Origin of the sequence: Bacterioplanoides sp. (assembly GCF_965226395.1) — a bacterium.
Classification (GTDB): domain Bacteria; phylum Pseudomonadota; class Gammaproteobacteria; order Pseudomonadales; family Oceanobacteraceae; genus Bacterioplanoides.
On record NZ_OZ245358.1, the window covers coordinates 1,539,456 to 1,559,005 of the forward strand.

25 protein-coding genes and 1 riboswitch are annotated in these 19,550 nt (G+C 48.1%); of the genes, 19 read left to right on the forward strand and 6 right to left on the reverse strand.

Annotated features, from left to right (window positions below; all coding sequences use genetic code 11):
• Positions 1–43: 43 nt before the first annotated feature.
• A complete protein-coding gene (locus ACO05E_RS06965; RefSeq protein ID WP_419812259.1) occupies positions 44–328 on the forward strand; it encodes a DUF2782 domain-containing protein in 285 nt (94 codons plus the stop codon).
• A gap of 145 nt (positions 329–473) precedes the next feature.
• Positions 474–1,418: a homoserine kinase gene (locus tag ACO05E_RS06970; protein WP_419812260.1), complete on the forward strand. Its 945-nt coding sequence runs from the start codon at positions 474–476 to the stop codon at positions 1,416–1,418.
• Positions 1,419–1,512: 94 nt separating this feature from the next.
• Here the strand turns inward: ACO05E_RS06970 and ACO05E_RS06975 are convergent, their stop codons facing one another.
• The gene (locus ACO05E_RS06975) at positions 1,513–1,914 is read right to left on the reverse strand and encodes a c-type cytochrome (protein WP_419812261.1); all 402 of its coding nucleotides are present in this window, start codon (positions 1,912–1,914) and stop codon (positions 1,513–1,515) included.
• A gap of 282 nt (positions 1,915–2,196) precedes the next feature.
• Between ACO05E_RS06975 and ACO05E_RS06980 the strand changes: the two genes are divergently transcribed.
• From ACO05E_RS06980 to ACO05E_RS07015, 8 genes are all read left to right on the forward strand, one after another.
• Positions 2,197–3,318, forward strand: a complete 1,122-nt coding sequence (locus ACO05E_RS06980; protein WP_419812262.1) for a transglycosylase SLT domain-containing protein — start codon at positions 2,197–2,199, stop codon at positions 3,316–3,318.
• A gap of 100 nt (positions 3,319–3,418) precedes the next feature.
• The gene (locus ACO05E_RS06985; RefSeq protein WP_419812263.1) at positions 3,419–3,664 is read left to right on the forward strand and encodes a type II toxin-antitoxin system CcdA family antitoxin; all 246 of its coding nucleotides are present in this window, start codon (positions 3,419–3,421) and stop codon (positions 3,662–3,664) included.
• Positions 3,664–3,978 carry a CcdB family protein gene (locus ACO05E_RS06990; protein WP_419812264.1) on the forward strand — a complete coding sequence of 105 codons (315 nt, stop codon included), beginning with the start codon at positions 3,664–3,666 and terminating at the stop codon, positions 3,976–3,978. The genes ACO05E_RS06985 and ACO05E_RS06990 overlap by 1 nt, the downstream gene beginning before the upstream one ends.
• 45 nt (positions 3,979–4,023) lie before the next feature.
• Positions 4,024–5,307, forward strand: coding sequence for a CinA family nicotinamide mononucleotide deamidase-related protein (locus ACO05E_RS06995; RefSeq protein ID WP_419812265.1), 1,284 nt, complete (start codon positions 4,024–4,026; stop codon positions 5,305–5,307).
• A gap of 60 nt (positions 5,308–5,367) precedes the next feature.
• The gene (locus ACO05E_RS07000) at positions 5,368–5,565 is read left to right on the forward strand and encodes a YnbE family lipoprotein (RefSeq protein WP_419812266.1); all 198 of its coding nucleotides are present in this window, start codon (positions 5,368–5,370) and stop codon (positions 5,563–5,565) included.
• A 22-nt stretch (positions 5,566–5,587) separates the two neighbouring features.
• On the forward strand, positions 5,588–5,908 hold the full coding sequence (locus ACO05E_RS07005; RefSeq protein ID WP_419812267.1) for a YdbL family protein: 321 nt from the start codon (positions 5,588–5,590) through the stop codon (positions 5,906–5,908).
• A 26-nt stretch (positions 5,909–5,934) separates the two neighbouring features.
• Positions 5,935–6,531 (forward strand): LemA family protein, encoded by a 597-nt coding sequence (locus tag ACO05E_RS07010; RefSeq protein WP_419812268.1) that lies wholly within the window; start codon positions 5,935–5,937, stop codon positions 6,529–6,531.
• A gap of 59 nt (positions 6,532–6,590) precedes the next feature.
• Positions 6,591–8,627 (forward strand): M48 family metallopeptidase, encoded by a 2,037-nt coding sequence (locus ACO05E_RS07015; protein ID WP_419812269.1) that lies wholly within the window; start codon positions 6,591–6,593, stop codon positions 8,625–8,627.
• A 12-nt stretch (positions 8,628–8,639) separates the two neighbouring features.
• On the opposite strand, the gene ACO05E_RS07020 is transcribed toward ACO05E_RS07015, so the two are convergent.
• Positions 8,640–10,403, reverse strand: a complete 1,764-nt coding sequence (locus ACO05E_RS07020; protein WP_419812270.1) for an ABC transporter transmembrane domain-containing protein — start codon at positions 10,401–10,403, stop codon at positions 8,640–8,642.
• Between the two features lie 207 nt (positions 10,404–10,610).
• Here ACO05E_RS07020 and ACO05E_RS07025 point away from each other — a divergent pair, with 207 nt between their 5' ends.
• The 8 genes from ACO05E_RS07025 to moaE all read left to right on the forward strand — a co-directional run bounded on the left by ACO05E_RS07025 (position 10,611) and on the right by moaE (position 15,176).
• Positions 10,611–10,871, forward strand: a complete 261-nt coding sequence (locus ACO05E_RS07025; protein ID WP_419812271.1) for a type II toxin-antitoxin system RelE family toxin — start codon at positions 10,611–10,613, stop codon at positions 10,869–10,871.
• On the forward strand, positions 10,855–11,220 hold the full coding sequence (locus ACO05E_RS07030) for a helix-turn-helix domain-containing protein (RefSeq protein ID WP_419812272.1): 366 nt from the start codon (positions 10,855–10,857) through the stop codon (positions 11,218–11,220). The genes ACO05E_RS07025 and ACO05E_RS07030 overlap by 17 nt, the downstream gene beginning before the upstream one ends.
• A gap of 46 nt (positions 11,221–11,266) precedes the next feature.
• A riboswitch (molybdenum cofactor riboswitch) is annotated at positions 11,267–11,445 on the forward strand.
• Complete coding sequence (gene moaA, locus ACO05E_RS07035; RefSeq protein WP_419812273.1) at positions 11,437–12,492, forward strand: GTP 3',8-cyclase MoaA; 1,056 nt, start codon at positions 11,437–11,439, stop codon at positions 12,490–12,492. (Overlaps the previous riboswitch by 9 nt.)
• 25 nt (positions 12,493–12,517) lie before the next feature.
• Positions 12,518–13,159, forward strand: a complete 642-nt coding sequence (gene mobA / locus ACO05E_RS07040; protein ID WP_419812274.1) for a molybdenum cofactor guanylyltransferase — start codon at positions 12,518–12,520, stop codon at positions 13,157–13,159.
• 237 nt (positions 13,160–13,396) lie between these two features.
• Positions 13,397–13,942: a molybdenum cofactor biosynthesis protein B gene (gene moaB, locus ACO05E_RS07045; RefSeq protein WP_419812275.1), complete on the forward strand. Its 546-nt coding sequence runs from the start codon at positions 13,397–13,399 to the stop codon at positions 13,940–13,942.
• Between the two features lie 29 nt (positions 13,943–13,971).
• Positions 13,972–14,451 (forward strand): cyclic pyranopterin monophosphate synthase MoaC, encoded by a 480-nt coding sequence (gene moaC, locus ACO05E_RS07050; RefSeq protein WP_419812276.1) that lies wholly within the window; start codon positions 13,972–13,974, stop codon positions 14,449–14,451.
• 2 nt (positions 14,452–14,453) lie between these two features.
• Positions 14,454–14,702, forward strand: a complete 249-nt coding sequence (locus ACO05E_RS07055; protein ID WP_419812277.1) for a MoaD/ThiS family protein — start codon at positions 14,454–14,456, stop codon at positions 14,700–14,702.
• An 18-nt stretch (positions 14,703–14,720) separates the two neighbouring features.
• Positions 14,721–15,176 carry a molybdopterin synthase catalytic subunit MoaE gene (moaE, locus tag ACO05E_RS07060; protein WP_419812278.1) on the forward strand — a complete coding sequence of 152 codons (456 nt, stop codon included), beginning with the start codon at positions 14,721–14,723 and terminating at the stop codon, positions 15,174–15,176.
• Positions 15,177–15,217: 41 nt separating this feature from the next.
• Here moaE and ACO05E_RS07065 read toward each other — a convergent pair whose 3' ends face one another.
• From ACO05E_RS07065 to yihA, 4 genes are all read right to left on the reverse strand, one after another.
• Entirely contained in the window at positions 15,218–15,598 is a 381-nt protein-coding gene (locus tag ACO05E_RS07065; RefSeq protein WP_419812279.1) for a hypothetical protein, read from the reverse strand.
• A 105-nt stretch (positions 15,599–15,703) separates the two neighbouring features.
• Positions 15,704–16,060, reverse strand: a complete 357-nt coding sequence (locus ACO05E_RS07070; RefSeq protein WP_419812280.1) for a GFA family protein — start codon at positions 16,058–16,060, stop codon at positions 15,704–15,706.
• Between the two features lie 156 nt (positions 16,061–16,216).
• Positions 16,217–18,019 carry an acyl-CoA dehydrogenase gene (locus ACO05E_RS07075; protein ID WP_419812281.1) on the reverse strand — a complete coding sequence of 601 codons (1,803 nt, stop codon included), beginning with the start codon at positions 18,017–18,019 and terminating at the stop codon, positions 16,217–16,219.
• Between the two features lie 436 nt (positions 18,020–18,455).
• Positions 18,456–19,118 (reverse strand): ribosome biogenesis GTP-binding protein YihA/YsxC, encoded by a 663-nt coding sequence (gene yihA, locus ACO05E_RS07080; protein ID WP_419812282.1) that lies wholly within the window; start codon positions 19,116–19,118, stop codon positions 18,456–18,458.
• 134 nt (positions 19,119–19,252) lie between these two features.
• On the opposite strand from yihA, the gene ACO05E_RS07085 reads away from it, so the two are divergent.
• Positions 19,253–19,549: a c-type cytochrome gene (locus tag ACO05E_RS07085; RefSeq protein WP_419812283.1), complete on the forward strand. Its 297-nt coding sequence runs from the start codon at positions 19,253–19,255 to the stop codon at positions 19,547–19,549.
• Position 19,550: the final 1 nt, after the last annotated feature.

The window sequence follows — 19,550 nt, forward strand, 5'->3', positions numbered from 1 at the left end:
GCAACGCGATACACTGAAGTTAAATAAAGGGGAGTATTCTACCATGGCGTTTAAAAAAACACTGGCTGTTGCCCTGATTTCGGTAACCGGTTTATTCGCTTCGCTGGTTCAGGCCGATGACCCGGTGGGTGAAACCGTGACCATCCGTAATGATGGCGATAACACCTATTACGAGTTTCGTATCAACGGCAAAATCAGTGAAATTAAAGTGGTTCCGAAGAAGGGGCCTCCGTATTACCTGATTCCAACCCACGAGGCGGATGGTGATTTTATGCGTAAAGATGACCCGGAGATGCGGGTGCCGAGCTGGGTCATCTTCCGTTGGTAACCTTAACCCCTACCTGCGTTGCCAATGCTGCGTTAAATTTGATCTCACAATGCTCATTTATTTCAATAAACTGCGCTTGCTCCATCAAATTTGCCTTGCTTTGCCTGCCTCGGTAACGGTTAACAGAAATAGCTTAAAACATATTATGTCCGTATATACTCCGCTCACTCAGGCTCAGGTCGAAACCTTTATGCAGGGTTTCCCGCTGGGTGAGCTGCAACATTACCAAGGCATCGAAGCCGGTGTCGAAAACACCAACTTCTTTGTTACCACCACCCAGGGTGAGTTTGTTCTGACCCTGTTTGAACAACATCAGTATGACGAAGTGCGGGAGCTGGTCACGCTGGCGCATCATCTGGGCAAAGCCGGGCTACAGGTTCCGGCGCCGCTGGATGATCAACAAGGTGAGTGGTTACACACATTAGAAAATAAGCCCGCTATTTTGTGCCACCGCTTGCCCGGCAACCATATTGAGCAGCCGTCTGCAGCACATTGTTTCGCCATTGGCGCCGCATTAGCGGAGCTGCATCAGGCCGCGCGTGATCTGCCACAAAACCGCCCGGATGAGCACGGCCTGGAGTGGGCCAGCAATATGCTGGATAAACTGGCTGATGACTTATCCACAACAGAGAAATCTCTGCTGGCTGCCGAAGTTCAGTGGCAACAGGCGAATCAGACTCAATGGCAATCACTGCCAACAGGTTGGATTCATGGCGATTTATTTCACGATAATGCCCTGTTTGTTGAGGGCGAAAGCGCCGATCGGGTGGGCGCTATCCTTGATCTGTACCACGCCAGCTCCGGTGTATTACTGATGGATCTTGCCATCGTCGCCAACGACTGGTGCTGCGACAAACAAGGCAACTGGTTGGGCGACAAGCAACAGGCGCTGCTGGATGGCTATCAATCGGTAAGAACCTTAACCGATACAGAGCACGCCTGCTGGAATCAGGCATTACGGGCCGGGGCGCTGCGGTGGTGGGTAGGTCGTCTGGCGAACCGCCGCAAGCAACAGCAGTCTGGCGCAGAAATGACCGCAATTAAAGATCCTGGCGAGTATCAGGCCAAGCTGGAGAAGCGCCGAGCGTGATATAGAAGCTTAAAGTTCGCAAACACAAAAAAGCCGCTGCAAACTCATCATTTGCAGCGGCTTTTTAGTATCTGGCGTTTATATCGGCAGTCGATTAACGACCAGACATAAACTTGATGGCGCCCAGGATTTCGTCATCAGAACAGGTCGCGCAGTTACCTTTTGGCGGCATAGCATTGATACCGTTGATGGCGTTCGCCAGAGTCTGATCCATACCTTTGCTCAGGCGGTCGTCCCATGCAGCTTTATCACCATTTTTGGGTGCGCCCAGAATGCCAGCACCGTGACAAGCGCCACAAGCGGTGTTGTAAACTTCTTCACCCGAGCGTGGGCCAGACGCAGCGACAACAGCGCCACCACAATCAGCACCGACACACACTTCGCCAACTGGCTTGATGCGTTCACGAATCTTATCGTTCTGAGCGTCGGTGTTAGCGAAGGTTTGCGCCGCTACCAGAGCAGCTGCAGCCAGAATCAAAGCTTTCAGTTGTTTCACGGAAGTGTCCTCTCATAAGCCGCTACGGCTTACCCATTTATTAAAATAATAAAAGTTAAAATCGGCGGGCATTATAACGGCATTTTGTGGGGGTTTAAATTCTGATCGCCCAGAAAGCACTGATCAAACTCAAAACTTGGTCACTTTTCGTGCGGCTTACTGCTCTGAGTCATCATGATGACGGGGTTTCACGCATGGTCAGCCGTTACGCAGTCAGCTAAGGTTAAGCTTTTCGTCATCATATTACTGATAAGATCCGCGACTCCCGTTATGGAAATCACCATGAAACGCCGCCAGCTATTCACACTATTGCCCGCTGCCCTGTTACTACCCAGCAGTTTGTTATTACCCGCCAATGCGGCACGGGCAGAAACCGAATTTGAGCGTTATAAACGCCAGCAGCAAGCCGGTGTGGATAACTTAAAACTGGACTGGCAGCGCTATCGCAGCCGCTACCTTGAAGCCTATCGCAGTTATCAGCGCCGGGTGAGCCGCGTTTGGGCATCACCAGAGCTATCGGGCAGAACCCAGTGGGTTGAATACAACCAGGATCTGAGCAGCAAGCGTGTGGTCGACTTTGAGCGCAACGAAGTGCGACTGTCGTTCACCAACCTCGACGGTGCACGTTTATCTGAACAGCGTATCCGTGCTGAATTTGAAAAGGTGATCGCAGCGACCATTGGTGAGTCGTATCAACAGGACCCGGTATTAGCCGATGCAGCCGGTAAGCAAGCACCCACATCCGCCGACAGTGTCACCCAGATCGCGCCAGAGGATATCAATCGCTTATTAGAGCAAGCCAAACAACAGCAGGAAACAACTCGTAAAGGCGATGTGATTACCGTCACCATTCCCCTGAATACCAATGCCGTACCACAACGCGCCCAAGGGTATCTGCCCACCGTAAAAGCCGCTGCCCGCAAATGGAATGTCCCCGTGCCATTGGTACTCGCCATTATGCAAACCGAATCGGCGTTTAACCCAATGGCACGCAGCCATATTCCGGCTTTTGGCCTGATGCAGATTGTTCCGGGCAGTGCCGGTCGTGATGCCAGTAAACATGCTTACGGCCGTGAGCGTTTACTATCGGGTTCCGAACTGTTTCAGCCAGAAACCAATATCGAGCTGGGGTGTGCTTACCTGAACCTGCTGGATACCCGCTACTTAAAAGCCATTACCAACCCCAGGAGCCGCCAGTTCTGCACCATTGCCGCTTATAATACCGGCGCTGGTAATGTCGCCCGCGCCTTTAGTGGCAATACCTCGGTATCCGCGGCGGCCAAGCGCATCAATGCCATGACACCCACTCAGGTGTATGCGCATTTACGCCAGAATTTAAAGTACCAGGAAGCGCGCAACTATATTTATAAAGTGACGCAGGCCATGCCCGCGTATCAGGCTTAACCTTTATCAGAGCGAGTTTTTCAGGCACAAGTTGTTTCAACTCCTGCCGCTTGATAGCATGCGTATAACCTATACGCATTATTTATGTGAGGTATCTGCCATGCGCGAAGTTTTTGATAAAACGGCTCCTAAAAAAGCAACCAATGTCAGCATTAATAGCAGCTTACTGAGCGAAGCCAAAAGCTTAAAAGTGAATCTGTCAGCGACCTTAGAAAGCGCATTAGAGGATGAAGTCCGGAGAAGCAAACGCAAAGAGTGGCTGGCAGAAAATCAACAAGCCATTGAACAATGTAATCAGCTGGCGGAGTCGAACGGTTTATTTGCCGATAAGCACCGGGGGTTTTAATGCAGCAATACGACTTGTATGCCAATAACGACCCCGATAGCCAAGCAGCGTACCCCTATTTTGTTGATATACAAACTGGCCTTTTGGCCGACCTGAACAGCCGGGTGGTTATTCCTATAGTGCCGGCTTCAGAAACCAGACCTTACCCCAAAAACCTATGCCCCGTGGTAGACATTAACAACCGGCCATATGCGCTACTGACCCACCAGGTTACAACGGTATCGTCTTCATTTTTAATCACTAAAGAAGGCAGTTTACGATTAAACCGGGACGATATTATTGCTGCGCTCGATTTCCTGTTAATGGGTATTTAACACCATTATCCAATGTCATTCTTCTTCCCTCACAGAGGCCTGAATATGCAACCCAAAGTCTTCTTGTTGCTCACCGGTGACGAACTGCTCAGCGGCGATATTGTCGACAGCAATAGCGCCATGCTGGCCGATCAGTTAGCCACACTGGGGCTACGACCCGGCAAAAAAGTAACGGTAGGCGATGCGCTGGAAGATTTGGTCAGTGAAATGGACGCCCTGTCAGCCGCCGCCGATGTTCTGATTGTCAACGGTGGCCTGGGGCCAACCGAAGACGATAAAACCGCGCAGGCCTTAGCCGAAGTACTGGGCGTTGAGCTGGAAGAAAACCCGGTTGCACTGGCACAGATCGAACAATGGTGCACCCAACGCAATTACCCCATGAACCCGGCGAATCAGAAACAAGCGCTGTTACCCAAAGGGGTGAACATTATTGAAAACACCCGTGGCAGTGCCCCGGGGTTTTATTGTGAACACAATCAATGCCTGATGTTTTTCACCCCCGGTGTACCACACGAACTCAAAGCCATGACCGAGCTGGCGATTCTGCCTGCCATTCAGCAGCAGTTCACCACCATTGAGCCACACTCCACCAAACGCCTGCAGGTGTTTGGCATGGGTGAGTCCTCACTGCAATTAAAATTGCGTAAACACATTACTGATTGGCCAGAGGATGTGGAGTTGGGCTTTCGTGCCGCCAGTGCTCAGGTTGAGGTTAAACTCACCGCCCGCACACAGGCCGCCGAAAATAAGCTCGACGATCTGGCACAGCGGGTAAAGCAGGTATTAGGCGCTCACGTGATTGGCGACGGTTCGGTTCAGTTAGCTCAGCTATTGGTTGAACAACTGGCAAGCCGTCAGCAAACCATCACCACCGCAGAATCCTGCACCGGTGGTTTAATTGCTTCGCGTATCACCGCCATTGCTGGCTCGTCAGCGGTATTTGGTGCGGGTTTTGTCACCTACTCCAATGACATGAAACAACAGATGATTGGTGTACAAGGGTCCACCTTAGATAAACATGGCGCGGTATCAGAGGCTGTTGTTGTGGAAATGGCCCGTGGTGCCCTGACCAACAGCAACAGTGACTGGGCCGTTGCGGTGAGTGGCATTGCCGGGCCAGGTGGTGGCAGTGACGACAAGCCGGTAGGCACGGTATGGCTGGCCTGGGGCCGCGCTGACACCAGTGCTAATACCAGCAAGCTGAAAACGGTAAAACTGTTTTTACCATTTGAAAGAAAGCGCTTTCAGCATTTTGTCGCGCATGCCGCGCTGGATCTGATCCGCCGCGAGGTATTGGGCATTGACGAAAAGCCCAACTATTTTCCTTAAGGCTTGTTAGAAACAACCGCACCACGTTAGAGTAATCTGATTCATCACAGGAAACGATCTATGAAATCCTACATGCAAATAATTGGTCTGGCGTTTTTATTGCCGCTGTTTGTAGCAATGTCTGGCTGCACCCTCAAAGTAGCCGCTCCGGAAAAGCCAATCACCATTAACCTCAACGTAAAAATCGAACATGAGGTACGGGTTAAGGTCGAGAAAGACCTGGAAAACCTGTTTGAATCTGAAGACGATTTGTTCTGATCACAGCATAAGGAATATCACCATGAAAAAATTGACTGTATTACTGAGCGCCATGCTGTTTTCATTGTCGGCCTGGGCACTAGATCTGGGTGCTGCCAAAAGCCAGAAACTGGTAGGCGAAAAAAGCAATGGCTATCTGGGATTATTAGTCAGCAGCAATACCGATGCGGCGGCTTTAATTGCTGAAATCAATAACAAGCGCAAAGCCAAATATCAGCAAATTGCCAACAAGCAGAATACCCAGCTGGCTAATATTGAAAAAATTGCCGGTGAAAAACTGACCTCCAAAGCCAAAGCAGCAGGCCAGGCTTATCAGGATGCCAATGGCAATTGGGTTAAATAACAGCAACTAACATCAGGACACAGGCTATGGATATCAGCACAATCGTCACACTGGTTATTATCGCGTTAATCATCATTTATGTGATTGGCATTTATAACAAACTGGTGATGTTAAAAAACCGCTACGAAAATGGCTTTTCACAAATTGAAGTTCAGTTAAAGCGTCGTTATGACCTGATTCCCAACTTGGTAGAAACCGCAAAGGCGTATCTGAAGCACGAAAGTGAAACACTGGAAGCCGTAGTCGCTGCACGTAACGAAGCAGCCGCTGGCTTAAAGGCCGCAGCACAACATCCCGGTGCGGCGGATGCCATGAAACAATTAGCAGGTGCTGAAGGTATGCTGGCCAATGCCATGGGACGCTTAAATGTCACCATGGAAGCTTACCCGGACTTAAAAGCAAACCAGAATATGATGCAGGTTTCAGAAGAACTGAGCAGCACCGAAAATAAGATTGCCTTTGCACGCCAGGCCTTTAATGACGCGGTTACGGCTTACAATACCTATCGTCAGTCATTCCCTCCGGTCTTTTTTGCTAATACTTTTGGCCACTCAAGCGATGCCGAATTATTAGAATTTGAAGACAGCGCACAAATTCAGGCCGCGCCCAAAGTCTCGTTTTAATTTTTATATTCCCGGTTTTTACCGGGAATTTTTTATGCTTTTTAGCGAAAGGGTCTTTTATGGATTTTTTCAGCCATCAGGATCAGGCCCGAAAGCGTACCGGCCAACTGGTAATGCTTTTTGCGCTGGCCGTGATTACCCTGATTGTTTTATTAAATTTACTGGTGGCAACCGTGCTCTGGTATGGCGACGAACAGCTGATTGGTCAATATCAGGATGTGGTTAATCTGGCGGATGACCCCACCACAGGCATGCCCGCCACTCCCACCATTTTAGATTATGTCACCATTGAACAATGGGCCTTAATTACACTGGGTGTTCTGATCGTGATTGGTGTCGCCAGCCTGGTTAAGTGGCTGATGCTGAGAGGTGGTGGTAAAACCGTGGCGGAATCCTTAGGCGGTCGCCTGTTAAACCCAGACAGTAAAAACTTCTATGAAAAGCGCTTATTAAATGTGGTGGAAGAAATGGCGATTGCCTCCGGTATGCCAGTGCCGCCCGTCTATGTACTGGCCGACAACAGCATTAACGCTTTTGCTGCTGGTTATCAGCCATCGGATGCGGTAATCGGTGTGACCAAAGGCTGTATGGAGCAGCTAACCCGAGACCAGTTACAAGGCGTTATTGCCCATGAATTCAGCCATATTTTTAATGGCGATATGCGCTTAAATATTCGCTTAATGGCGATTTTATTTGGCATTTTATTTATCGGTATGATTGGCCGTTTTTTATTTGAAGCGGCGCTACGTGGTGGCCGATACCGTTCCAGCAATAATAAAAACAACCCACTGCCATTAATCGCCATTGGTGGTGGTTTAATGGTGATTGGTTATGGCGGGGTATTTTTTGGCAATCTCATTAAATCCGCAGTATCACGCCAGCGCGAATTTTTAGCCGATGCCTCAGCAGTACAATTTACCCGTAACCCAGATAGCATCAGCGGCGCACTAAAAGTGATTGGTTATGGTGCTGGCAGCGAGATTTCTTCACCGGAGCGTGATGAAACTTCCCATTTATTTTTTGGTCAGGCATTACCTTTTCGCTTTGGCTGGTTTCAGACTCACCCGCCCATTGATGAGCGTATTCAGCGTGTCGATAAACACTGGAACGGTCAATACCTGGCGCCTCAAACCCGGCAGCAAGCAGAGCAGGAATCTCCACAGTTTGTTTCAGCCGACAACTCCAGTACCAACACCATTACTGGCACAGACAAACTGACAGCCGTTGCTGCCACGGTTGCAGCCGCTGCGTCATTAACCGAAAAAGCTCCGATTGAATTTCAGGCTTCGGCAGCAACGGAAAACTCAGCCCAAGAACTTTCTGATCAGGCGCTCTCAATTCAGGCACTGCAAAAACTCACCGATGCTGCCCATGAAACTTACAGCGCCCGGGCGTTATTATTCTTGTTGTTACTCGCCCCGAAAGAGCGCTTGGTACACGACCAGCAATTAGATCAGATTCGTCAGAACCATGGTGATGATTTATTTAAAACCGTGCTGCGTCTGATTCCGTTGTCAGAACAACTGGATGCCAAAGAACGCTTACCTCTGGTTGAAAAAGCCTTCCCGGCATTAAAGCAGTTATCCGCGGTGCAATATCAGGAATTCCGCACCACCATTGTTCAGCTTGCTAAAGCCGATGGCGAAATTGATATTTTTGAGTGGTGTTTATATCGGCTGGTATTACGTTATCTGGAGCCTGCGTTCAGCGAGGTTAAACCGATAAAAGCCAAATACAATAAGGCTGAAAAACTCAACTCAGAAATTGCCACGGTATTATCGTATCTTGCTCACTATGGCCATGATTCACAGGCCGCAGCGGAAGCCGCATTTAACAGCGCGGTTCAGGTTGCCGGTTTTGACTCAGGTAAGGTGATGTTACAACCACACAACACCTCGTTAAAACCGTTGAATCTGGCACTGGCGAAACTGACTGAGGCTTACCCTCATGTAAAAGGCCGGTTTATTAAAGCACTGGCAGCATGTGTACAGGCCGATGATCAATTACGCAGTGTTGAACTGGATATTGTGCGTACCATCGCAGCCATTTTAGAAAGCCCGGTGCCGGGATTGTTTGATGACTCCGGCACTCATTAATTTTGTGGATTATTAGCAGGCCTTAGCCTGCGATTCAGAATTAAACTGCAACTCTGCCAAACGCTTATACAGCGGGGAGGTATTTAATAATTCCTGATGTGAACCAATCGCCACCAACTTGCCCTGATCAAACACAGCAATACGGTCAACATGCATCACGGTGGCTAAGCGGTGGGCAATAATAAAGGTGGTGCGATCCTTCATCAGCTCATCCAGCGCCTGCTGTACCAGATGTTCACTCTGAGCATCCAGGGCACTGGTGGCTTCATCAAGTAATAAAATTTCCGGGTCGCGTAAAATCGCCCGGGCGATGGCTAACCGCTGTTTTTGCCCACCGGATAATTTCACGCCTTGTTCACCTAAAAATGACTGATATTTTTCAGGTAATTGCTCAATAAATTCATCGGCGTGGGCTGCTTTCGCCGCAGCAAGAATTTCTGCTTCACTGGCATTTGGCTTACCGTACCTCAGGTTATCCCAGACGTTTGCACTGAATAACACCGGCTGTTGTGGTACTAACGCAAACTGGCTGCGTAATGCTTGCAGATTCCAGTCTTTAATACGCTTTCCGTGTAATAAAATATCGCCCTGCTGCGGATCACGAAAGCGCAGCAATAAATCAAACAGAGTGGATTTTCCCGCACCCGATGGACCGACTAAAGCGATGCGCTCACCGGCTTTAATATTCAGCGTCAGATCTGAAACCGCCTGACGATCAGGTCGGGATGGATAGTGATAACCCACTTGCTGAAAGCTTAATAAAGAATCAGACGCGCTAGCCGCTGGAGCAGGTTCTGCCGCTGGTTTATTCGACAGTGGCGATTGAATTTCGGCTTCGGTGGCGAATAATTCACGAATACGCTCTGCTGCACCAGCGGCACGTTGTACTTCGCCGTAGACTTCGGTCACCGCGGCTAATGAGCCTGCGACCATAAGGGCGTAAAACACAAACGCTGCCAGTTCACCGCCGGATAACTGGCCGGAAATCACATCGCTGCCGCCGATATATAACATGCCTGCAACGGACCCCATCACCAGCATCATTACCAGCATAATTAAAAAGGCCCTTTGGCGAATCCGGCGTAGCGCTACATCAAACGCGCCTTCAGCAGCGTCACTGAACTGCTGGGTAACAATATCTTCCCGGGTAAACGCCTGAACCACTTTAATATGCTGCAGGCTTTCACCCGCCCAGGCACCAACATGGGCAATTTTATCCTGACTGTCACGCGATAGTTTTTTCACCTTACGACCCAGATAAATCATCGGAAAAACAATCAGGGGAACAGCAATTAAAACAATTAAACTGAGTTTTAAATTGCTGATAAACATCAGCGTAATACCGCCGAGAAACGTCAGTGAATTGCGCAACGCAAACGAAAAGGAAGAACCAATCACGGTTTGCAACAACGTGGTATCGGTGGTTACCCGGCTCTGGATTTCACCGGCAAGGTTATCTTCAAAAAAACTGGGCGGCAGACTGACCAGGTGCTGGTACAGCTGCTTACGGATATCCGCCACCACTCGCTCACCCAACCAGGAAATCATATAGAAACGGAAATAGGCACCAACGGATACCAGCACCACCAATACGCCAAAGATGCTCAGCGCATCGGCCAGCCCTTGGGTCGACTGCGCTGCAAAACCGTTATCCACCATCAGACGTACCCCCTGCCCCAGACCTAAGGTCAGGCCAGCGGTCATGACCAGCGCCACGATGGCAATGGTTAAACGGAGTTTATAAGGGCGAACAAATTGCCAGAGCCAGCGCAGCATGAGAGATCTTCTTATTGGATTTGGAAGGGCAGAGGCTAGCGCCTGAGCGATGGAGGGGCAAGGTGGTATAGGGAATGGAATGTTTCAGGGCCTCCGGTCTTAAATTAGGATTCCCACCAAAGAAATTAGCATATCAACATAATTTACTAATATTTTATTGAAATCTGGCCATCAATGAGTACCATAAACTCAACCAGGGAGTGGTGCATGTATTCAATTGAATGGACAAAAACGGCAGTGAAACAACTGCGTAAGATACAGCCAGATAAGCAGCGCAAAGCCATTTTTTCTGCTGTCGACGGCTTAAAGGATTGTCCAACCAATGCTTCTAACGTAAAAGCACTGAAGCATCATTCAGCTGGTTACCGGCTACGAGTCGGTAATTACCGGGTTTTATTTGATCTGGATAACGGTGTACGCATCCTGACGGTGCAAGAAGTGAGAAAACGAGATGAGCGAACATATTGATACCTCAGCGGTTAGTAATAACGTCAGTCAGCCTCAGTTGATCCGTGATTCTCAGGGCAACCCGCTGTATGCAGTTGTACCTTATGAGGAGTATCAGGCGCTGATTGCAGCCGACAACAAGGTCACGATTCCCCATGAAGTGGTTGGGCTAATGATCGAAAAAGACCTGAGTGCAATGGCCGCCTGGCGTAAGTATCGCGGCTTATCGCAGGCTCAGCTGGCTCAACAGCTGGGAGTCACCCAGGGAGCAATTGCCCAAGCCGAGAAACTGGGCAATAAACCGCATGTCGAAACCTTGCGCGGCTGGGCTGAGGTGCTGGATTGCGAAGTGGCGCAGCTGAGGGAGTAAGCAGAGTCCACCTGAACCTTTCCCTTCTGCTCCAGTCTCATCTAGAATAATGCCTTAACGCCGAAGCTTTCCCGTCTAAGTTTGGTGCTCACATCCTGGTGAGCCCAGATACGACGTGTCAGCCGTGATGGCTCCCGGACATACCGTTTGGGCGTTACATCACCAGGGTTCTGTGGGAAACCACCGGGCCTCCCGCATTTGGAAAGGTGTAGAGAGATGAATTCGTATACCCGGATTCCGCTCACTGAGCTCGGCTCAGGGGAGCTGGAGTCTTATGACACTCAGGTCATCTTAAATGATGACTTTCAGGACACGCATGGCCGGCGTTTCAGCTACCTGCGCCTGTCGATTACCGATGTCTGCAACTTTCGTTGCGATTATTGCCTGCCCGATGGTTATCAGTGTTTGGATAAAACCGAGCCATTATCGCTGGAAGAAATCCGTCAGCTAGCCCAAACCTTTGCCGCCCATGGTACCCGTAAAATTCGTATCACCGGTGGTGAGCCGGTATTGCGCAAAGACCTGCCTGACATCATCGCCGCTCTGAAACAAACGCCAGGCATTGAAACCGTGGCGCTGACCACCAACGGCTATAAAATCAACCAGCACATCGACAGCTGGAAAGCTGCTGGGCTGGATCAATTAAATGTCAGTATCGACAGTTTAGACCCGAAAGTTTTTCAGACCATTACCGGCCATGATCGCCTGCAGGAAATCCTCACTGGCATTGATCGTGCGTTTGAGCTGGGTTTTAAAGACGTCAAAGTCAACGCAGTTTTACTGAAAAGCCACAACGCCAATGAGCTCAACAGTTTCCTGAACTGGATTAAAACGACACCTGTCACTTTACGCTTTATTGAGCTGATGGAAACCGGGCAGAACCCGGATTATTTTGCCAAAAATCATCTCAGTGGTGAGCAGATTAAACAGCAACTATTGGCAAATGGCTGGCAGCAGAAAATCCGTAATAAAGACGCTGGCCCGGCGCAGGAGTTCGATCACCCGGATTATCGCGGTAGCATTGGTCTGATTATGCCGTACAGCAAAGATTTTTGTTCCAGTTGTAACCGCCTGCGTATTACCGCGTTGGGCAAACTGCATTTATGCCTGTTTGGCGAGCAAGGTTATGATCTTCGTCATTTAATGGCAGAAGGTAAACAAGCCGAGCTGGAAACTGCCATTCAGGGATTATTACGCGATAAAAAAGCGACCCATTTTCTGCATGACGGGCAAACCGGTGCCATTCAGCACTTTGCTCAGATCGGCGGTTAAGAGGGACGGTTGATGAGTACTCTTGATGATGCCATCGCGTAATTCCAGAATCATTGCCGCCATTCTGGCCGGTGGTTTATCCAGCCGAATGGGCACCGACAAAGCATTATTACAGGATAATCAACAGCAAAGTCAGTTACAGCGAGCTTGTTCTGTTATTCAGCCGTTGATCGACGATAGCGTGATTCAACAGGCAGTTATTAGCCGGGCGCTTAATTCTGAAGAGCAGCAACAACTGGGGTGTAAATTTATTCAGGATTTGGTTGAAGAGAAAGGGCCGTTGGGGGCCATTTATTCTCTGATTCAGGTGTTAAAACATCAGTGTGATTATTTATTGTTATTGCCAGTGGATTTGCCTTTTATTCAGACATCGAATCTGAATACCTTGATTAATGATGGTTTGGAAAATCAGTCAGCCTGTTTTTATCAGGGTCATTTTTTGCCGTTGTTTTTACCGCTTTCAGATCCGTTGATTCAATACCTTGAACAGCAATTGAATTGTAAGAATGGCAATCTGAGTGTCCGGGGTTTATTAACCAAGCTGGGCAGCCAGGCAATACCGTATAACGAAGATGAGAAGTTTTTGACTAATGCCAACACCCCCGAACAGTGGTTGGCTATTCAGAAATTATTAACCGAGGGAAATAAGCAAAATATACCTTTATAGCAGCGATAGGATATCGCGGTAGCGCGGCAGGTACAGGGATGTACCTTCGGCGCGGCGGCTAAAGGTATATTTTGCTTGTTTTCTTTACTTAAAAACCTCGAAATAAAAGGGCATTACTTTTCACCACCGGATCGGACAGCACATCCATGTGCTGGCGATCCTACCGCGACATCCTGTCGCTGTTCAGAAAAGCAATACTCTTTCATTTCCTACGTGACATGAATGGGAACCATAATCATGGCCAAAACATTTACCGACGACTTTATTGCACTGAACATTGCCGTCTTAACCGTATCCGATAGCCGCACCGAAGATACCGACACCAGCGGCAAGTTACTGGTCGAGTCATTGCAGGCCGAAGGGCACTCGCTGTGCGATAAAAAAATCGTAATCGACGATGTGTATAAGATTCGTGCTCAGATCGCTAACTGGATCGCTGACGAAACCACACAAGCCATTTTGGTAACAGGTGGCACCGGTTTTACCGGTCGTGACTCTACCCCCGAAGCCGTAACGCCTCTGTTTGATAAAACCATCGACGGCTTTGGCGAACTGTTCCGTCAGATTTCATTCCAGCAGATTGGCACTTCTACCGTGCAAAGCCGCGCAATTGCCGGTTTATCGAACGGTACAGTTATTTTCTGTATGCCGGGTTCCACCAATGCCTGTCGTACTGCCTGGGATGAAATTATTAAAACCCAGTTAAACAGCACCCATCGCCCGTGTAATTTTGTGCCGCAATTAAAGCAAGTCAGCACGGCTGAATGCGAAAGCCGCGGTTAATAATTGTGATGGGAATGGAATAAAAGAATATGTCTGAATTTTCTCATGTAAATGCCAATGGCGAAGCCAATATGGTCGACGTTAGCGCAAAGGCAGCGACTGTCCGGGTTGCTCGGGCGGAAGGTTACGTCAATATGAGCGCTGAGACTCTGGCGAAAATTCTCGCCGGAGATCATCACAAAGGTGATGTATTTTCTGTTGCGCGCATCGCCGGTATTCAGGCCGCCAAACAAACCAGCAACCTGATTCCATTGTGTCACCCGCTGATGTTATCCAAAGTCGCAGTGGAATTTCAGCCAGAGCCAGAGCAAAACCGTGTGCGGATCGAGTCTCTCTGTAAATTAACCGGCCAGACTGGTGTTGAAATGGAAGCACTCACGGCGGTTTCTGTTACCGCACTTACGTTGTTTGATATGTGCAAAGCGGTTGATCCGGGCATGGAGATTTCCAGTGTCAGAGTGCTGGAAAAACAAGGCGGCAAAACCGGCCACTGGCAGGCAGGAGAATAGCAATGAAAGTGTTATTTTTTGCCCAGCTGCGAGAGCGCTTAAACTGCGACAGTACTGAACTGAATATCGAATTACCTGCTCGGGTTAATGAAATACGCGAAGCGCTGCTTGTCCGGTTTCCAGATCATACCGATTTATTGCAAAGCGGCAGAGCGCTGGTTGCGATTAACCAGGAGTTAATTAATAACGAAGCCACCGAAGTAACTGCATCGGATGAAGTTGCTTTTTTCCCACCCGTTACCGGCGGTTAAATTTTCAGGTATCCAGTTATGCATGACTTTATCCGCGTTCAGGAAGCCGACTTTGATATCAACGCCGAATATCAGGCTATGCGTGACAATAACCGAGAAGACGGTGCTATTGTATTTTTTGTTGGTCAGGTACGGGAAATGAATCAGGGCTCAGAAGTCACTGGGTTATATCTGGAGCATTACCCAGCGATGACTGAGAAATCACTACAGAGTATTGTGGCCGAAGCTCGTGAACGCTGGCCGATGTTAAACCGTGTTCGTTTAATTCATCGGGTTGGCCAACTACATATTTCTGATCAGATTGTATTTGTTGCCGTTAGCAGCAGCCATCGAGAGGCTGCGTTTGAAGCCTGCCATTTTATTATGGATTTCCTGAAAAACCGGGCACCGTTCTGGAAAAAAGAAACCATTGAGTCAGGTGACCGCTGGGTAGAAGCGCTTCAGAAAGATAAAGATGCGCTGGATAAGTGGTGATGAGATAATTTTATATTATCACTACTATATCAGCAGTCTTGTTATTTTATATTTAACTCACCCCTGATTCTTGATTTAATCAGTACAATAAATTTGTGTAAATTTTTTACTCCATTCTCAACATCGTTACTCTCAAGGCACTCGATAAACCTCTCAATTCCATCAATCTCATCTTGCTTTCCGTAAAGTTGAATATTAGAGCGAGCAGTTTCAATTTTTTTTAACAAATCAGGATCAGCCTCAAATGGCGCTCCGTATTTTTGCATTGTGAACCAAACAGGTAAAAATGATTCGAGAGCTCCGAGGCGGTACTCCAATCGTCTTTTAGCTATTTCATGCTTGCGAGATAAAATATTATTTACGAACCAGCCAATGACAACCACTACAACAGATATAAGAGGTATATAATCCTTCATGATCATACATATTTCCATAACATTCGTATACCTTAATAATTTTATCTATTGACAGCCAGACCGTTCCTATCGGCTAAACGAGTACCTTATATTATTGGTTTAATAATATATTCATTCAGGAAAGCCACTAAAGTTTTTAGCTTCTAACCCTTCTTTTAACCAACACGCTTCTTCTGATGAGAATATATTGGCTTGAGGTTTTATATCTGGCATCTCATTTAGCGAGCCTGCTGGCACAATAAGTGATGTTTTAGTTTTATTAACAAATGGCAGCGCTGAACCACATTCTCTGCAAAACGCTTTAGAAAACTCTCTTTCTGGATGTTCATAAGTAACAACATTACCTTCACCGCTAACCCATTCTATATTATCTGGATCTGTGAATATATTTGAAGCAAATGCCGAGCCTGTTAATTGTTGGCATTGTTTGCAATGACAATGATAGAAAGCCTTAAAATTGTCATTCATCGAGAATTTTACGTGCCCACACAAGCACTCTCCCGTTAAAATTTTACTCAATTTCTACATTCTCCATATTTTTAACTACTTAATGACATCTGACCTTACATTGGTGAATATTATTATGATCCATCATAATAATGAACATCTATTTTTTATACACCCTCAAAACCAATCCGCCTGCATATCCAAGCAAGTGGTATCAAACGTCGTTAATAATTTGGCCTGATGATTAATCTCACCCATTTCCCAGCGCATAAAATACTGCGCTGCTTGTAGTTTGCCAGCTAGGAATTGCTGGTCTTCTTCCACATCAGAATCAGCAAACGTTTCAACGGCTTTGTCAGCCATCTCTAACCACAACCAGCCAATCACCATCTTGCCCATCATATCCAGGAAAACAGCCGAGTTAGCCAAGCCTTGTTCAACCTCACCCTGTTGCAGTTTTTGGCCTAAAGCCATAACACATTCAATAAATACGGTGAGATGTCGCTGATACATTTCAACCAGCGGGGTTAGCGGCCTTTTCTGAATGGCAGACCTTAATGTTTGTTTAACCTTCGCCAGCAGCAGTTGCTGGCCTTTGCCATTGTATTGCCACATTTTCCGCCCTAATAAATCCAAAGACTGAATACCATGAGTACCTTCGTGAATTGGATTTAAACGATTATCGCGATAACACTGCTCCACCGGATATTCGCGGATATAACCGGAACCACCCAGCACCTGAATCGCTAAGTCATTCGCACGCGGGCCATAATAAGACGGAAAAGATTTAACGATAGGCGTTAATAAATCGAGCAGAATAGCGCTGTCTTCTGCTTTGCTCTGATCAACTTCGCCTTCCATTTCGTCCACCAGCCGCGAGGCAAATAAACATAATGCCAGCGAGCCTTCGACATAACTTTTTTGCGCCAGCAACATACGTTTTACATCCGCATGTTCAACAATATTTATAGGTTTGGAATTCGGTTCCCGATTATCGATATGGCGGCCCTGAGGGCGGTTCCGGGCGTAATCGAGTGATTCCAGATAACCCCGGTAGCCAATCATGGCGGCACCAAGGCCAACACCAATACGCGCTTCGTTCATCATTTTGAACATGTACGACAGGCCTTTATTGGCTTCGCCAATTAAATAGCCATGGCAGTTATCCTGCTCACCAAAGTTCAATACAGTAGAAGTAGTGCCGCGATAACCCATTTTATGTAACAGGCCAGCCAGTTTAACGTCGTTACGTCCGGCCAGGGAGCCATCGGGATTGGTTAAAAATTTCGGCACAATAAACAGCGAGATACCTTTTACACCGGCCGGAGCGCCTTCGATGCGTGCCAACACCAAATGCACAATATTCTCGGTGATATCCTGATCACCACCAGAGATATACATTTTCTGGCCTTTAATACGATAACTGCCATCGGCGTGAGGAATGGCTTTGGTGGTCAGGTCGCCCAGCGACGAGCCAACATCCGGTTCGGTTAAAGCCATGGTTCCGGCAAAACGACCATCAAACATTGGCGGCAGAAAGGTAGACTTCTGCTGCTCACTGCCAAAAGCATGAATCACGTTCGCCGCCGCGCTGGTTAAGAAAGGGTAACCCGCCGTTGATGGATTCGCAGCCAGAAAATAGGCATTACAGGCGGCATGAATCAGGGATGGCAATTGCATACCACCATCGGCAAAATTATGGCGGGCCGATATCAGGCCGGACTCGGCGAAATGCTTCCAGGCGGCTTTTACCTCAGGAATGGTGGTAACGGTTTCACCGTCAAACTGTGGCTCCTGCGCATCGGCTTTGGCGTTATGCGGCAGAAAATCATGCTCCGCCATTTGCTCCGATGTTTTCAGAATGCCATCAAACGTGGTGCGATCGTGATCACTAAATCGCGCCATCTGAGTCAGCTGCTCAGCATCAAACACCTGATACAGTAAAAATTCGAGATCCTTTTCGTTCACCAACTTAGACATCACATCACTCCGATAAGATTATGACCTGCACCTGTTAACAGGTTTTAGTCAGTATCAGGCGCAACAGGGTGAAGAGATATTGGCATTAATGACTTACTGGAAGCTAAAAGAGACAAAGGCAACGTAAATAGCTCGTTGAGTAAAGGGGGCAAAAAAAGACCCGATAGTCATTGGGGGCGAACTACCGGGTCAACTTCGGATCATTGGGGAAGTACCGAAGAAAAAGAACTACCTATGGAGAAGTAATGGCTTTTCACCATTCTGTTCCCAGCGGGAATATATTCACTATAGACGCTGATCCGGGTTTTGGGTTCCGCAGACAAAAAAGTTAATTGTTTTTTACAATCAAAAACATTCAATTCATAGCTTAGAAAAACAAAAAAGGGCCAACCATACGATTGACCCTTTCTGCTCAGGCAATACAGCAATGAAGGCGTTATTCCGGATCGGGCACACCCACGGCTAAGTCTTCTTCTGCGTCGGCTTCTGGAGGCAGCAACCAGCTGTTTAAACGATTCTTAAGAATCTTCAGACCATCACCGTTGTGCGATGAGAAGGTTTGCACTGTCACCAGGTCGCCAAGGTCTTTGACGGCTTTCTTTACCTGCAACAAGGTATTCTGCGCCGGGCCGCGCTTGAGTTTGTCGGCCTTGGTGAGCAGGATATGCACTGGCATCTGCTTTTCCCGTGCCCAATCCAGCATGGAGTTATCAAACTCTTTCAGCGGATGGCGGATATCCATCAGCAGCACCAGCCCAACCAGCACTTCACGCTTATCCAGATAGTTACCCAGCTCTTTTTGCCATTCATTTTTCTTGGCAACCGGTACCTTGGCAAAGCCATAGCCGGGCAAATCCACCAGACATAACGGCGTTTCTGCGATCTGAAAGTAGTTAATCAGCTGGGTACGGCCAGGCGTTTTACTGGTACGCGCCAGCTTTTTATTGCCGGTAAGCGTATTCAGTGCACTGGACTTTCCGGCGTTCGAACGCCCGGCAAATGCGACTTCCCGCAACACATCCATGGGGCATTGATTCAGTTTTGCCGCACTTTTAACGAAGTGTGTATTGGTGTAGGTCAATGATTCTTGATCTAACATAAGGTAAACGTAATGACCGCCCTGAATTTAATGTTATATAATGCATCGCCTTTGGATGACGCTCTCATTCTATCACAGGGCGATGAGTTCGAGGCTAAGCTTCTAAAAATGAGCAATAGAGAGAGACTCACAAGATGAAAAAATTAGCTGTGATGGCCGCTGCAGTTGTAGCGATGAGTGCAAACGTAAACGCTTTCGACGTAGATACTAAGTACAAGCAAGCTTGTGCAGCGTGCCACGCTGCGGGTGTTGCCGGTGCCCCTAAAGCCTTTGATGCGGCTGCCTGGGAAGCACGTATGGCAACCGGTATGGACGCACTGGTCGCCAGTGTGACCAATGGTAAAGGTGCAATGCCTCCACGCGGTTTGTGCATGGATTGTACCGCTGATCAGTACAAGCAACTGATCAACCATATGGCTGCGCCGAAGTAAG